This is a genomic window from Agrobacterium sp. CG160-95, assembly GCF_053521725.1.
Genome location: NZ_JBNWDU010000003.1, coordinates 233,682 through 247,291, shown reverse-complemented (window position 1 = coordinate 247,291; position 13,610 = coordinate 233,682). Strand labels below are relative to the sequence as shown.

Genomic DNA, 13,610 nt, shown 5'->3' with positions numbered 1-13,610 from the left:
TGATGCGTTAGTATTTTAGCCGGTCATTAGATAGTCTATCGTCGCCAAGTTTGGCTACTCCACGCCATCGTTTTTCCGTCATTCACTGCCAACTTGTCCGGTGTCGTCGGCTCGACTCCGCAGAGGGAATAGGTTATCGGCACTTGCAAGGCACGGGTCATAGATATGTTGAGGGAATGATGATCGAGGAAACTAGAGGCGGTGTGCGATCCGAATTTCCCGATGTTAAATCAAACGTCGAATTGGAGGATATCCACCGGTATCATCTGGCGAAAAATTTTGTCAAAGGCAAAGACGTTCTCGACATCGCAGGTGGTGACGGTTTCGGCACCGCACTTCTTGCGCAAACTGCCAGGTCCGTAATCGGCGTGGATATTTCAGACGAAGCGGTCCGTCACGCACAATCGAAGTACAAAGCTGAGAATATTTCCTTCAAGGTTGGATCATGTGAAGATATTCCCTTGCCGTCTGCTTCGGTGGACGTCGTCATTTCGTTTGAAACGCTTGAACACATCGAGGCCCATGATCGCTTTATGCAGGAGATCAAGCGTGTTTTGCGCGCTGATGGAATATTGATCATTTCCACTCCGGAAAAGAACGCCTACACTGTCGCGACTGGGCTGGATAACCCCTTTCACGTCAAGGAGCTTTTGAAGTCTGAATTTAACGGACTCCTGGGACAATATTTTACTTATGTATCGATGCATGGTCAGAAGATCGGTTTTGGCTCAATCATCGCATCTGAAAACCAAGCCACGCGTTTTTTTGAAACGGACTCGCAAAGCGGCACAACCACTGCAGGTATCGAGGCGCCGATGTACATGATCGGTGTCGCATCGGATCAGCCGGTTGATGACGTGAGCATGAGTGGCGTCTTTTCGCACGATATTCAAGCGTCCGAACCAGTGCTCAAACGGATTGAATCCGAACATGCTCACTGGGCCGAAATCCTGATGAAGGACCTTGATCAGATTTCGGGCAAAGTCGACGCGCTTCAGCGCAACAACTGGATGAGTCGGGCTTCTTTGACTAAATTTCTGAAGCGTTTGGTTTATACTCGTTTGTTGTACGCCTTGTCGGAAGTCAGTATCTTCAGTACTCGAAGGCGAAAACGGTTTCTGAAATCGGCTGAAAAGCGCGATCCGATGTTGCTGTCGCGTAAGGTCGATCAGTTCTGCCTCGACTATTATCAGAGGATTGCTTCAAACAGGATTATCGCGGCGAGCCGCTCCAGTATCAGCGCCCAGACCGGCGTGAGGGTGACTGCGATCGTGCCGAACTTCAATCACGCGCGGTATCTTCCTCAGCGCCTGGACAGCATCCTGGCGCAGACTTATCCGCTTATCGATATTCTGGTACTTGATGATTGCTCCAGTGACGACAGTCGCTTGGTAATCGACGCATATGTCAAACGTTTCCCTGAGCGCATCAGAGCTGTCTATAATACCGAAAACTCCGGAAATGTATTCCGTCAATGGCAGAAGGGTCACTCGCTGGCAAAGGGTGATTTGGTCTGGATTTGCGAAAGTGACGATTTTTGCGAGCCGACTTTCGTTGAAAGAATGATCAATGCATTTCGTGACCCAAGCGTGATGATGGCGTTCGGGCGAATCCAATTTGCGAATAGTCAGGGCGAGTATTTTGCTGGGCTGGATCATTACCGTGAGGATAGTGAACCGGGGATCTGGGAAGCGCGCCTGACTCGTCCGGCCGCCGAGTGGTTTCGCGGTGGCTTTGGCGTCAAAAATGTGATTGCCAACGTCGGAGGAAGCCTCTGGCGGCGTTTTGAGGTTTCCGACCAGGTCTGGGAAGAGGCCAGAAGTTACAAAATCATGGGTGACTGGTACCTCTATTCGGCTATCGCAGGGGGGGGGCAGATCGCATACGAACCCAGTTCCGTGAGCTATTTCCGTATTCACGATAGCAATACATCCGGTAGCAGCGCTCAATCGAAGTCAGAATATTATAAAGAGTATGCGCGACTGATGACATCGTTGAAGAAACGATGGGATATTCCAGATGGCACCCTCAAACGCTTTATCGAAGTCTGTCGTGGCGTCTCGAAAAGTGCTGGGGTCCAGACTGAAGAATTTCAAAAGCTGGTGAATTACCAAAGCCTTAGTTCGGTCCCGCGTGAACATATTCATGTTCTGGTCGGCATTTTGGGCTTTTCGTTCGGCGGTGGAGAAATATTCCCGATTCACCTTGCCAATGCACTTCTCCGCAAGGGGATCATGGTTTCCATTCTTCAGATGCATGACGCGGACGATCACCCAGACGTGCGGCGGATGCTTGACCCTGCTATCCCTGTCTATACGGCCAATACGGTTCGCGACATGGGGATAGATAGTTTTATCACGAATGCAGGAATCTCGGTGGTCCATTCGCATGTTGCCAATGTCGAGGGGTTCTTGCTCGACGGACAAGGCATTTCCGCTCCCTTTATTTCGACACTGCATGGCTCCTATGAGGCAATGGATGTTTCCACGAGCAGGATCGACCGCTGGAGCAAGAATATTGATAAGTTCGCCTATACTGCCGATAGGAACCTGAGGCCGTTCGATAATCTTCAGATAGGTAAAGAAAAATTCGTAAAAGTAAAAAATGCGATGCCTATTGATGAAGTAGCGTTTCCCAAAACACGTACTCAGCTTGGTGTGGCAGAGGATGCTGTCGTATTTTCGCTTGTTGCGCGAGGGGCTGAAGGCAAAGGCTGGGTGGAGGCCGTAAAGGCATATCGCTTATTGCGGGAGCGGCGACCTGATGTCCCGATGGCGATGCTTATGGTGGGCGAAGGGCCAGCGACGGACGATGCCAAGCTCTTGGCGGCGACGGAGGGGAGTATTCACTTCCTTGGTTTTATTAAGGAAATCTATGGTCTCTACCGTATTAGCGACGTGGCTCTGATACCGACACGCTTCCCAGGTGAATCTTATCCCCTGTGCTTGATACAGGCGCTTCAAGTTGGGGTCCCTTGCGTGTCCACGGATGTCGGTGAGATCAAGGCAATGTCACAGATCGATGGCCAACAAGCTGGAATTATCATCGCCAATGACAGCGACAACGACCGATTTGTGAATGAATTGAGCGACGCCATGGAAAATATCTTGGAGAAAGATGTCCGTGATAGCTTTAGAGAAAAAGCGCAAGTCCTTGGAGCGACATATGATATCGATGTGCTCGCTGGTGAGTATCTCGATCATTATCGTTCTGTGCTCGCGAGGAAGTGACGTTGGCGGCAGTAAGGTTATAGGCTTTTTATGAAGATATTGGTTCTCGGCGGCGGTGGGTTCATCGGCTACCATCTTGTCGAAGATTTGGTAGTCGCGGGACACGAGGTGAAGGTGCTGGGAAGAAGCCGTCTTCCTGGCCGTCCGCTACCGGCAGGTGTACATTATGTTTCTGGAGAGTTGGCTGATAGCCAGCTGATGCGCGAGCTTCTGGTGGATGTCGGCGCCGTGGCGCATCTTGTCAGCGGGACGGTGCCGTCCACGGGCGATAAGGATCCCGGCAAAGATGTTGAGCTTAATCTTCTCGGAACCCTCAGCCTCCTGGAGGATATGGCAGCATGCGATGTAACCCGCATTCTATATTTATCGTCGGGTGGAACTGTCTACGGCAAGCCACTGGAGGTCCCAATTCCGGAGGGACATATACTCGATCCGATATGTTCGTATGGCGTAGTGAAGGTTGCGATAGAGTCCTATCTTAAACTCTATGAGATCAAGGCCGGTATACGGCCTGTTGTGATTCGAGCCTCCAATCCTTACGGTCTCTATCAGGGTAACCTGGGCGTCCAAGGGATAATAGGCACATATCTCAACCTTGCCCTGAAACACCAGCCCATCGAAATATGGGGAGATGGCTCCGCGATTCGCGACTATATTCACGTCAAAGACCTTAGCAGCCTATGCGTCACTGCGCTGCTCAGTGAAAGGGTGGGCGTCTACAATGGGGGCAGCGGAACTGGGACTTCCGTCCTCCACATCGCTGAAATCGTGCAGGAGATAACGGGTAATCCCATTCCAATAGTCTATAAGCCTCATCGAAGCCTCGACGTCCCGGTGTCCGTTCTAGACATAGAGCGGGCAAAGATGGATTTTGACTGGGAGCCAAAGATAGGTTTGAGAGAAGGGATTGTCGGCGTCTGGTCGTGGCTGAAGGAACACCAATAGCCATTCCTATTACACACTCGTTCTCTTCATAATTGATGTTTGATAGATTCAACTGCGCCCTTGAGAAATCCGGCGGCCTTGGCCCGCCGGCGCGCCGAGAATAGAGCGCTGGGCGACATGATCAGCGCGAGGGCTTGAACGAAAGTCGAAAGTCTTGGAAGTGGCCGCTGGTGCTTGATACCGGTATAAATTCTTGATTGCGCCATATGAAACGCCTTGAGCCGAGCGATTTCCGGAGATCGGCCCGACGAGTGCCCCGCCGCATGGGAAACAAGGGCATCGCGTGCAAATACGAGTTGCCCGAATTTTGCAAGGCGCAACGATAGGTCATCATCTTCGTGATAAAGAAAGATAGCTGGATCAAAGCCATCAACCGCATCGAATTTTTGTTTTGAAACAAAAAATGCGGCCCCGCTCAAAACGGGAACAACGGTATCGACTGCTGGCCAGCCCTTTTTCATGTAGCGGCGGCGTGGCAACAACCAGGACCGCCGCTTGAAATACTCACTTCCGTCCGAGTTGGAAATTCGTGGATTAAATGCAACGCCCGACGGGTGACGATCAATGGCCTCTATCAAGGATTCAATCGCGCCTGCGGTCAATCGGGCGTCAGGGTTTAAAAACAGGATCCAAGGTGACTGGGCCACCGCTGCGCCCGCATTGCAACCGCGACCGAAGCCCTGATTGTCCTCCAACCGAACAATCCTGATGTTTCTACGGGCAGGGAGGTTCGCAAAACTATTCGTTTGTCCGTTGTCGACCAGAACTATTGGTGTTTCCTCAGGCACCGTCGCGATCATGTCCGCTATGAGCGCATCACTCTTATAGCAAACAGAGACCACCGTTACGTCCGAGAGTGACAAACTAGCCATTTTGACTCCAGAGACCAGTACACCCATCCTGCCTCAACTTGGAAAACTCTGATGAATTGCTGTAGCAGAAGGTGTTAATGCGATTTTCTTCAACTCGAAGCGGAGGTATATTCCAGCGTACTTACGAGGAGGCGAGTCTCCTTAGATATACGCCATAATCACCTTTGCCAGCACTCTCCGCGATTTCGGAAAATTGTGATTTGCTTATGAAACCCTTGCTCAAAGCAATCTCTTCCGGGCATGCAATTTTGAAGCCCTGACGCTTTTCCAGGGTGCGCACAAATTCCCCGGCTTCGAGCAGGCTATCCGGCGTTCCGGTATCAAGCCATGCGTAACCGCGACCCATTATGGATACCTTCAGCTTTCCGCGTTCCAGATAGATGCGGTTCACGTCCGTTATCTCATACTCGCCGCGCGCGGAAGGCTTGAGATTGGCGGCGATGTCCACGACATCGGCATCATAAAAATACAGACCGGTAACGGCCCAGTTGGATTTGGGCTTTAACGGCTTTTCTTCAATGGACAGCGCGCGCATCTCGCTATCGAATTCAACGACGCCATAACGTTCAGGATCGTTGACGTGGTAGGCGAAAACGGTGGCTCCGTCATTGACGCCGGTACCGCTTTGCAAGAGCTCCGGAAGTCCGTGCCCGTAATAGATATTGTCGCCGAGGATCAGGCAGGACGGGGAGCCACCAATGAAGTCGGCGCCTATCATGTAGGCTTGGGCAAGCCCGTCCGGGCTTGGCTGAACGGCGTATTCGATCGAGAGACCCCACTGGGAACCGTCTTTCAGAAGGTTCTGGAAAAGCGGCATGTCATGTGGCGTCGAGATGATGAGGATCTCGCGAATGCCAGCCAGCATCAACGTCGTCAGCGGATAATAGATCATCGGCTTGTCGTAGACGGGCAGGATCTGCTTTGACACCGCCAATGTCATAGGATGGAGACGGGTTCCGCTGCCTCCGGCAAGAATGATGCCCTTCATGGCATTTCCTTTTTGTTCTGCGCTAGGGCGGCCATGACCGCGCGCGTTGATGTCTGCCATTCCGGCAATCTTATTCCATAAACTTCTTCCAGCTTGCTGCAATCAAGCCGGGAGTTTGCCGGGCGTTGGGCCGGCGTCGGATATTGTGCGGTCGTGATGTCGTTGACAACAATCGACTTTCCGCCATTTTCCGCAGAAAATGCGAATATCTGCTTGGCAAAACCTGCCCAGTTCGTTTCACCTGTGCCTGACATGTGAAAAACGCCGCGAAGATGCGCAGAAGGATCCGTCGCAAGTCTTTTTGCGATCGACACAATTGCGATGGCGATGTCATTTGCCGAGGTGGGGCAGCCAAACTGGTCCGCAACCACATTGATCTCGTCGCGGCTTTCGCTTAGCCGCAGCATGGTTTTTACGAAATTGCTGCCATATTCCGAATAGACCCATGCGGTTCGCAAAATGGCGTAGTTTTCGGTGTTTTCAGAAACGGCGTGTTCGCCTTTGAGCTTTGAGCGACCGTAAACGGAAGCCGGTCCTGTGGGATCGTTCTCGACGTAAGCGGTGGTCTTGGTGCCATCGAACACATAATCTGTGGAAATATGAATGACGGGAACACCGATGACATTTGCGGCTCGCGCGACGGCTTTTGCTCCGTCCCGATTGACGGCAAAAGCGATGCCTGGTTCGCTTTCCGCTTTATCCACGGCGGTGTAGGCAGCGGCCGATACCACGACATCGGGTTTCGCCTCCTGCAGCGCTTTGAAGACGGTGTCAGGTCGCGCAAGGTCAAGCTCCGGCCGGCCGAGAGCAACAATCTCCAGACCGGGTCCGGCCAGTGCCTGAAGGGCACTAACGACCTGTCCATTTTTCCCGGTGACTGCCAGCCGCATCCGGTTCAGTCCTTCGTCAGAACGCCGAGGCGCTCACCTGAGTAGACGCCTTGACGCAGCGGCTCCCACCACCATTCATTGTCGAGGTACCATTCAACCGTCTTGCGAATTCCAGTCGCAAAATTTTCCCGTGCTTTCCAACCCAGTTCCGTTTCGAGCTTTGTTGCGTCGATAGCGTAGCGGGCATCGTGACCAGGGCGATCCGTGACGTATTTGATAAGCTCGGCATAAGGCTTTGACTGCGGGCGCAGTTCGTCCAGAATGGAGCAGATGCAATTCACCACATCGATGTTCTTCTGCTCGTTTCTACCGCCGACATTGTACTTTTCGCCGGCGAGCCCCGTCTGGACAATGAGCCACAGAGCGCGGGCGTGGTCTTCCACATAAAGCCAGTCGCGGATGTTGGCGCCGTTGCCATAGACCGGAAGCGGCTTGCCTTCCAAGGCGTTTAGGATGATCAGCGGAATGAGTTTTTCCGGGAAGTGGAATGGCCCGTAATTGTTGGAGCAGTTGGAAATCACGACCGGAAGGCCATAGGTCCGCTGCCATGCCGTGGCGAGATGGTCGCTTGCGGCTTTTGAAGCGGAATAGGGCGACGAGGGATCGTAGGGCGTTGTTTCTTCGAAGAGGCCATGCTCTCCGAGCGAACCGTAGACCTCGTCGGTCGAGACGTGAAGCATGCGGAAGGCTGATTTTGCGTCTTCGGCAAGACCGCTCCAATATTGCCGCGCTGCTTCCAGCATCGTGAAAGTGCCATTGATATTGGTCTGAATAAAATCAGCCGCGCCGGTGATGGACCGATCGACATGGCTTTCGGCCGCCAGATGCATCACGTAGTCCGGCTGAAATGTCGCGAAAGCGTCATTCATTGCAGCCCGGTCGCATATATCAGCCTGAAGAAAGCGGTGGTTTGGCGCGTTTTCGATTGGCTTGAGCGAAGCCAGATTACCGGCATAAGTCAGCTTGTCGATTGTAAGGACATCCGCACCGACCTCGCTTACGAGATAACGCACAAGGGCCGACCCGATAAATCCGGCGCCGCCGGTGACTAGAACGCGCATCATCAGTTTCCAGTTTTTTCGTAGGTGAAATATTCAGGCAATTCCGACAAAGACGGCTGCTTGGCGTCCTTGTCGGAAAGCACGCAACCGTCTATCTTCGGCCAGTTGATGCCGATGGCGGGGTCATCCCATTTGACACCGTGATCATGCGCGGCGCTGTAGGGAGCTGTCACCTTGTAGGAGATAACGGTGTCGTCAACCAGCGTCATGAAACCGTGGGCAAAGCCTGCCGGAACCCACAGCTGCTCGCCGGTTTCCGGTGAAAGCTCAACGGCGGTCCATTGTCCGAACGTGGGTGATCCGGTTCTGATATCAACCGCAACGTCCAATAGTCGTCCACGAAGGCAGCGGACGAGTTTGCCCTGTGCGAAGGGTTGCGTCTGGAAGTGAAGGCCCCGAACAGTTCCGGCCTGCGCGGACAGAGATTCATTGTCCTGCACGAATTCGACATCCGAGACATTCTCGCGAAACCATTCCCGTTTGAAAACTTCGCTGAAGTAACCCCTGCTGTCTCCAAACCGAGCCGGAGTTATCTTTTTTAAGCCTGATATCGAGAATGCTTCTACCTGCACGTCGCGGATCCTGTCTGGTCTGCCTGCTTACGGTGATATGACTTCAACGCTTCGGACAGTCAATAACGCTTTATCAGTCTACCACACAAGAGTATCTCGTCTCTGACAGGGAGTATAACGGATAGCTTGCCGGTCCGAACCTCGCCGCGCCACTATGTCCGCTTGTGCGGCCTGATCGACGTTCTGAGTTCGACCAGCCTTTCCAGTGTCTCAAGGCTTCGGTCGGGGCGGGCAGCGGAGAGGGCGAGCGCCATGGTTTCCATGGCAATGAAGGATGGGGCGTGTAGCGCTACCCCTTCGTTCTTTGCACGGGGCAGTAGGAGATAAGCGTTGGCGTGTTTTTTAAGCACGCTGTCTTCCTGGCCGAGCAGCATGATAATCGGGATGTCGAGGCGACCAGCCTCAGCGATTGCGGTTTGGGCTTCGCGGTGGGCGCGGCCGTGCAGGAGCATGATGAGGACGTGGCCGTTTTCAAGGTCGAGCAATTGTTCAGCGAGCGTGATACCGGTGGCGTTCAGCGCATAGGAGCGAACGCCTGAGCGCTGGAACAGCCGGGCGGCATAGGTGGCGATGATGCCGGAGGCTCCGATGCCGAGGACGCCGATGCCGCGTGCTTCCGCCAGAAGACGCACGGCGGCGGCCATGGCGTCGCGGTTTTCCACAGTGGCCAGCATTTCCAGCGCGTTTTTCTGGTTCTCGAGAACGAAGTCGATTGCCGCGTCGCAGTTGCCCGAAATGGATTTCGTGGTAGCGGCCAATTTTTCAACCGGCGAATCCGTCACGCCGAGATAGGCCTCCAGAGTTTCCTTGAGGTCGACCAGCCCCTGAAACCCAAGTGCCTGAATGGCGCGAATGACCGTCGCATCGGAGGTATTGGTCTCAAAGCCGATCTCCAGCGCCGATTTACCGAGAACGGCATGGCGGTGGCCGTCAATATATTCGGCAACGGCAAGCAGCCCTGGCGAAAGACGGTCGCGGCGCTTGCGCAGTTGCTCACCGAAACGGTCTGTATGTCTAGGCCTTGATGTACGGGTTTCGCCAGTCGTCATGGGACTTTCCGTGAAGGTGAGTTTCTTACTCTTCTTCACGGATTAGCAGTGCGCCAAGCTCCCAGGCAAGCGCTTTTGTCGCGGCAATCGTTCCCCCTACTCTTCAGCCGTGGGCCTTACCGTGAGATGCGACTGGATGGCGGAGACCATGAGGCTGAGAGCGGCGTAGGAGTTGGAGATTGCCTCTTCCCGCGGCAGAAGGATGTAGCGACCGTTGCGGCAGGCCTGCAGAAAATTGCAAAAACCCGGCATTACAGCTTCCATCATGTCGATTTCGGCCTGCGGAGAAGCGCCGGTATCGGAACGATACGGATCGAAAATGAAGTCGGCGTCGAGTTCCGGCAAGCGCTCGGCGCTTACCTCGATGCGCTCGCCGTCTGGAATATTGTCGATGATGGCTGGGAAACGAAAACCGGCATCTCGCAGCACCCGGCCGAGCGCACGATACGTATGGTAGACGCTGATCTTGCCATTTAGTGGCTGGAACACCGAGACAGTGCTCGCGCCGGTATCGACCGAGGCCTTCAGCGCTTCGATCTGCGCCCGGTAGCGTCGGTCCAGAACGGCAAGTCGCGCCTGCGTGCCGGTCAGTTCAGCCAGCACCTTGTAGATATGCGGCGCGCCGTCCTTCGTATTGTCGATGGCGACGGTCGGGGCAATCTGTTCCAGTTTTTCGATAGGGGTGGGGCGGTCCGGTTCGGTCAGGATGAGATCGGGCTTGAGGGCGACTATCGCTTCCAGATCGGCGTTGATGGAGCCGATATAGGCGATGTCGCTATTGTCGAAATCGACACCGGTCAAAATGGCGCTGGAGCGGAGGTAGGGTTTGCCGTCTCCACCCATGCGGCCATGGCTACCCACTGGTATCACACCCAATTCTATCAGCGGGATGGTGAGATCGATGTCGTGCAGGGCGACGATACGTTTCGGCTGTAAGGGGACAGACACGGTGCGGCCGAGGTCGTCGGTAAAGGTCCGGCTGCCCTCCGCGTGAGCAACGCATACCCCCAGAAGAAGTCCGGCGGTTGAAACGAAAGCGAGAATGGTATTGCGCATGAGAGACCTATAGGCGGTGCCGGTGAAACCAAAGAAGGGTAAGAAGCGTGGGGGTGCCCACGGCCGAAAGAACGAGCCCGGTCGGCAATTCCAGCGGTGAAAAAGCGGTTCGGGCAATCGTATCGGCAATTGCAACCAGCGTCGCTCCGGCCAGACCCGCGCCCATAACAAGCCCGGCATGGGAGCTGCCCGGCAGCAAAAGTCGGGCGATATGCGGGCCGATCAGGCCGACAAAACCGATGCTGCCGATAAAGGAGATACAGGACGCGGTGAGAACGACCGCAAGGATGACATGCAGCGCTGATAGCCAGCGGGTGTGAACGCCGAGTGCCGCTGCATTATTGTCGCCGAGCGCCTGAACATCGGCGGCACGGGCGGTGAGGAGAACAAGACAAAGGGTGATGGCCAGGATGGCTGAAAGGATGGAGACGGCGCTCCAGGACGCGCCTTGCAGGTTTCCTACCATCCAGATCATCGCCGTCTGCAAATTGCGGATATCAAGCGATGCCATAAGGATAAGCAGCAAAGCTGATAAAAACCATGAGAAGCCGATGCCCGTCAGAACGAAGCGCAGCCGTGAGGTGACACCGGAAAGCGAAAAGACGATTGCAGCACTCGCCATCCCACCGGCGATACCGGCCAGGGGGCGGAATATCACCGGCAGGGATGGCAACAAAAACAGGCAGCCCAGCACCGCGAGCAACGCGCCTTCGCGCACGCCGAGCAGGCCCGGGTCGGCAAGGCTGTTGCGGGTGGTCGCTTGCATGATGGCACCGGCAACGCCCAGCATGGCGCCGGAGACCATGGCAAGTGCCAGGCGCGAAAAGCGAAAGTCGAGAACCATCACGGCGTTATTCGAGGCGGGATGATTATTTCCAGCGGTTAATAAAGACCACAGGGAGGAGGCCGGGATATATTGGCTGCCGGCGGTAAGCGACCAGACGGCGCCAAGCGTAAGGCAAAGGGTAAGCGTCACCATAATAGCCAGCCGCTGCGGCAAGAGGCGAATTGAAAAATGCGCCAGTCTGATGACCCTGTAACGGTTCATTTAAGCACCCTGCGCACCAACCAGAGAAAGACCGGCGCCCCGACAAGGCCGGTCATTGCCCCAGTCGGCAGTTCCTTTGGCGCAAGGATCAGGCGGGCGGCGAGATCGGCGGCGATCAGTAAAACCGCGCCGCCGAGCGCTGCTATGGGAATGGCAAGCAGAAGCCGCCCCGTTCTTAGCCGCGACACGAGTGGTGGCACCACCAGACCGACGAAACCGATAGGCCCGGTGACGGCTATGGCCGCGCCACAGAACAGCGATATTGCGGCAAGCGCCAAGATCCGGGTCGAGCGGACAGGTACGCCAAGCGTTGTGGCGGTGGTGTCACCCAAAGCGAGCAGATCGAGCCGCGGCGCGACGACAAATGCAAGGAGAAGTGCGATAACGGCAGCGGGCAGGGCGGCGGCGACGGCTGCCATCGAAATGCCTGCCGTATCGCCAACCAGCCAGAAGCGCATCTGCTGTAATGTTTCCTCGTTGAGAATGAGGATGGTGGAGGTAAGGGTTCCGGCAAGCGTCGACAGCGCGATGCCGCAAAAGACGAGTTTTGCTGGCGTCAGACCCTGCCGTCCGGCGGACGCGAGCAGAAGGACGAGCCAGAAGCTGATGCCTGCGCCCGTGGCCGCCAGCACAGGGCGCAAGGCCGGCGTTGCGAATAACCCCACCGGCGTCACGGTCGCCGCGACGACGGCGAGGCTCGCGCCCGCATTTAATCCCAGAATATGCGGCTCGCCCAGCGGGTTTCGAAGCATCGTCTGCAACAGAAGCCCTGCCACTCCAAGGCAGGCGCCGGCTTGCAGCGCCGCAAGCAGACGCGGAAGCCGCAGACGCAGCAAAACCTGCTGGTCAAAATTGCGGGCGTCGTAGGAAAATATCAGGTCGTTCAGAACATGTGGGGCAACGGCGCGCGGGCCAGAGCCAACATGTGCCAGAATCAGAAGCAGCATGGCCAGAAGCATAAGCAGTGCTGCCGCAAGCGCACGGCCATAGGCCTTTTCCTGCATGGCGGGCTTGCTGTAACTCATCCTGGCGAACATCATGCCGTGCCAGTCCGTCCGGGCAGGGGAAGAAATACCGGCCTCGCCGTGACCGGATGCGTGAGCTGGGCGACAGGCATGTCGAAAACGTCCGAGATGATTTGGGCATCGCACAGCGTCGCTGTTTCCAGCCGGTGCCGCAGCCGTCCATCCTTCAGAAAAATCAGGTGATCGGCATATTGCAGGGCGAGATTAATATCATGCAACACGGCAACGATCGTGCGGTTGTGGTGGGTGACGAGGCCAGCCAGCATATCCAGCACCTCTATCTGGTGATGCAGATCCAGAAATGTCGTCGGTTCGTCCAGCAGGATGATATCTGTCTGCTGCGCGAGCGCCATGGCGATCCACGCGCGCTGGCGCTGGCCGCCGGAGAGGCTGTCGATTGCTCTTTCAGCAAGGCCTGACATTCCGGTCACAGAAAGTGCCTCGTCCACTGCGTCCGCGTCTTCCTCGCTCCACTGCTTCAAAAATCCCTGATGCGGGTAGCGGCCACGGGAGACGAGATCGAAGACCGAAAGCCCTTCCGGCGTGTGGTTCTGCTGTGCCAGCATGCCCAGTCGCTTTGCCACCTCCCGTGTGGGATGATGAAATATGTCGCGGCCGTCGAGAAGGATATAGCCGCTTGCCGGGCGGTGCAGGCGGGCAAGTGCGGAGAGAAGCGTCGATTTTCCCGACCCGTTCGGACCGAGCAGAACGGTGAATCGGTTCGGGGCAACGTCTATGGACACGTCGGCAAGCACGGGCGTGTCGCCATAGGCAAACTCAATTGCCTTTGCCGCAAGACGTATGTCCGCGCGTCTATTTTTGCCACCGTCGTCCAAGATCTTCCCCGTTTGAATGAGCCGCCACCAGAATTATT

General features: G+C 55.5%; 12 protein-coding genes. 2 read left to right on the top strand and 10 right to left on the bottom strand.

Annotation, left to right across the window (positions count from 1 at the left end):
* The first annotated feature begins 179 nt into the window (after positions 1-179).
* Positions 180-3,230, top strand: a complete 3,051-nt coding sequence (locus tag ACQZ63_RS12535; protein WP_448799225.1) for a glycosyltransferase — start codon at positions 180-182, stop codon at positions 3,228-3,230.
* A gap of 30 nt (positions 3,231-3,260) precedes the next feature.
* On the top strand, positions 3,261-4,175 hold the full coding sequence (locus ACQZ63_RS12530) for an NAD-dependent epimerase/dehydratase family protein (RefSeq protein ID WP_448799224.1): 915 nt from the start codon (positions 3,261-3,263) through the stop codon (positions 4,173-4,175).
* Positions 4,176-4,201: 26 nt separating this feature from the next.
* Here the strand turns inward: ACQZ63_RS12530 and ACQZ63_RS12525 are convergent, their stop codons facing one another.
* From ACQZ63_RS12525 to ACQZ63_RS12480, 10 genes are all read right to left on the bottom strand, one after another.
* Positions 4,202-5,047, bottom strand: a complete 846-nt coding sequence (locus ACQZ63_RS12525) for a glycosyltransferase family 2 protein (protein ID WP_448799223.1) — start codon at positions 5,045-5,047, stop codon at positions 4,202-4,204.
* Between the two features lie 121 nt (positions 5,048-5,168).
* Entirely contained in the window at positions 5,169-6,035 is an 867-nt protein-coding gene (gene rfbA, locus ACQZ63_RS12520) for a glucose-1-phosphate thymidylyltransferase RfbA (RefSeq protein WP_112291543.1), read from the bottom strand.
* The gene (gene rfbD / locus ACQZ63_RS12515; protein WP_448799222.1) at positions 6,032-6,925 is read right to left on the bottom strand and encodes a dTDP-4-dehydrorhamnose reductase; all 894 of its coding nucleotides are present in this window, start codon (positions 6,923-6,925) and stop codon (positions 6,032-6,034) included. Before rfbD ends, rfbA begins: the two co-directional genes overlap by 4 nt.
* Positions 6,926-6,930: 5 nt before the next feature.
* Positions 6,931-7,986 (bottom strand): dTDP-glucose 4,6-dehydratase, encoded by a 1,056-nt coding sequence (rfbB, locus tag ACQZ63_RS12510; RefSeq protein WP_448799300.1) that lies wholly within the window; start codon positions 7,984-7,986, stop codon positions 6,931-6,933.
* 2 nt (positions 7,987-7,988) lie between these two features.
* Entirely contained in the window at positions 7,989-8,558 is a 570-nt protein-coding gene (gene rfbC, locus ACQZ63_RS12505; protein WP_065688523.1) for a dTDP-4-dehydrorhamnose 3,5-epimerase, read from the bottom strand.
* 152 nt (positions 8,559-8,710) lie between these two features.
* A complete protein-coding gene (locus tag ACQZ63_RS12500) occupies positions 8,711-9,607 on the bottom strand; it encodes a MurR/RpiR family transcriptional regulator (protein ID WP_004431128.1) in 897 nt (298 codons plus the stop codon).
* 96 nt (positions 9,608-9,703) lie between these two features.
* Positions 9,704-10,663, bottom strand: a complete 960-nt coding sequence (locus tag ACQZ63_RS12495; RefSeq protein WP_448799221.1) for an ABC transporter substrate-binding protein — start codon at positions 10,661-10,663, stop codon at positions 9,704-9,706.
* Positions 10,664-10,670: 7 nt separating this feature from the next.
* Positions 10,671-11,711 carry a FecCD family ABC transporter permease gene (locus tag ACQZ63_RS12490; protein WP_448799220.1) on the bottom strand — a complete coding sequence of 347 codons (1,041 nt, stop codon included), beginning with the start codon at positions 11,709-11,711 and terminating at the stop codon, positions 10,671-10,673.
* Positions 11,708-12,751 carry a FecCD family ABC transporter permease gene (locus tag ACQZ63_RS12485; RefSeq protein ID WP_448799219.1) on the bottom strand — a complete coding sequence of 348 codons (1,044 nt, stop codon included), beginning with the start codon at positions 12,749-12,751 and terminating at the stop codon, positions 11,708-11,710. The genes ACQZ63_RS12490 and ACQZ63_RS12485 overlap by 4 nt, the downstream gene beginning before the upstream one ends.
* Complete coding sequence (locus ACQZ63_RS12480; RefSeq protein ID WP_004431137.1) at positions 12,748-13,572, bottom strand: ABC transporter ATP-binding protein; 825 nt, start codon at positions 13,570-13,572, stop codon at positions 12,748-12,750. Before ACQZ63_RS12480 ends, ACQZ63_RS12485 begins: the two co-directional genes overlap by 4 nt.
* Between the last annotated feature and the right edge of the window lie 38 nt (positions 13,573-13,610).

Bases quoted from the DNA above. Each gene is read 5' to 3' on its own strand.
- ACQZ63_RS12490 (WP_448799220.1), bottom strand. From the start codon at position 11,711: ATGAACCGTTACAGGGTCATCAGACTGGCGCATTTTTCAATTCGCCTC.
- ACQZ63_RS12535 (WP_448799225.1), top strand. From the start codon at position 180: ATGATCGAGGAAACTAGAGGCGGTGTGCGATCCGAATTTCCCGATGTT.
- rfbB (WP_448799300.1), bottom strand. From the start codon at position 7,986: ATGCGCGTTCTAGTCACCGGCGGCGCCGGATTTATCGGGTCGGCCCTT.
- ACQZ63_RS12500 (WP_004431128.1), bottom strand. From the start codon at position 9,607: ATGACGACTGGCGAAACCCGTACATCAAGGCCTAGACATACAGACCGT.
- rfbA (WP_112291543.1), bottom strand. From the start codon at position 6,035: ATGAAGGGCATCATTCTTGCCGGAGGCAGCGGAACCCGTCTCCATCCT.
- ACQZ63_RS12525 (WP_448799223.1), bottom strand. From the start codon at position 5,047: ATGGCTAGTTTGTCACTCTCGGACGTAACGGTGGTCTCTGTTTGCTAT.
- rfbD (WP_448799222.1), bottom strand. From the start codon at position 6,925: ATGCGGCTGGCAGTCACCGGGAAAAATGGACAGGTCGTTAGTGCCCTT.
- ACQZ63_RS12485 (WP_448799219.1), bottom strand. From the start codon at position 12,751: ATGATGTTCGCCAGGATGAGTTACAGCAAGCCCGCCATGCAGGAAAAG.
- ACQZ63_RS12530 (WP_448799224.1), top strand. From the start codon at position 3,261: ATGAAGATATTGGTTCTCGGCGGCGGTGGGTTCATCGGCTACCATCTT.
- ACQZ63_RS12495 (WP_448799221.1), bottom strand. From the start codon at position 10,663: ATGCGCAATACCATTCTCGCTTTCGTTTCAACCGCCGGACTTCTTCTG.